This window comes from Anaerovorax odorimutans (assembly GCF_024459955.1).
GTDB classification, from domain to species: Bacteria; Bacillota; Clostridia; order Peptostreptococcales; family Anaerovoracaceae; genus Hominibacterium; species Hominibacterium odorimutans_A.
This window is the reverse complement of sequence record NZ_JANFXK010000192.1, coordinates 1-242: the sequence shown is the minus strand read 5'-3', so window position 1 is coordinate 242 and position 242 is coordinate 1. Positions and strand designations below refer to the sequence as shown.

The 242-nt window shown below is 40.1% G+C and carries 1 protein-coding gene; it reads left to right on the top strand.

All coding sequences use genetic code 11. The annotated features are described in order from the left end of the window. Positions 1-242, top strand: a 242-nt coding sequence (locus NE619_RS18440; RefSeq protein ID WP_256133916.1) for a glycogen/starch/alpha-glucan phosphorylase, incomplete at both ends; no start/stop codon positions are given.

The window sequence follows — 242 nt, the reverse complement described above, 5'->3', positions numbered from 1 at the left end:
CACAGATCTGTCGCAGATTGAAAAGCTCAGACCGTTTGCGGACGACGAAAAGGCCAGACGTGAGTTTATGCAGATTAAATACGAGAACAAAGTACGTCTTGCAAAATATATTAAAGAGCATAATGGAATTGAAGTTGATCCGCGCTCGATCTTTGACGTTCAGGTAAAACGTCTCCATGAGTACAAACGTCAGCTTCTTAATATTCTGCATATTATGTATCTGTACAACCAGATCAAAGAAC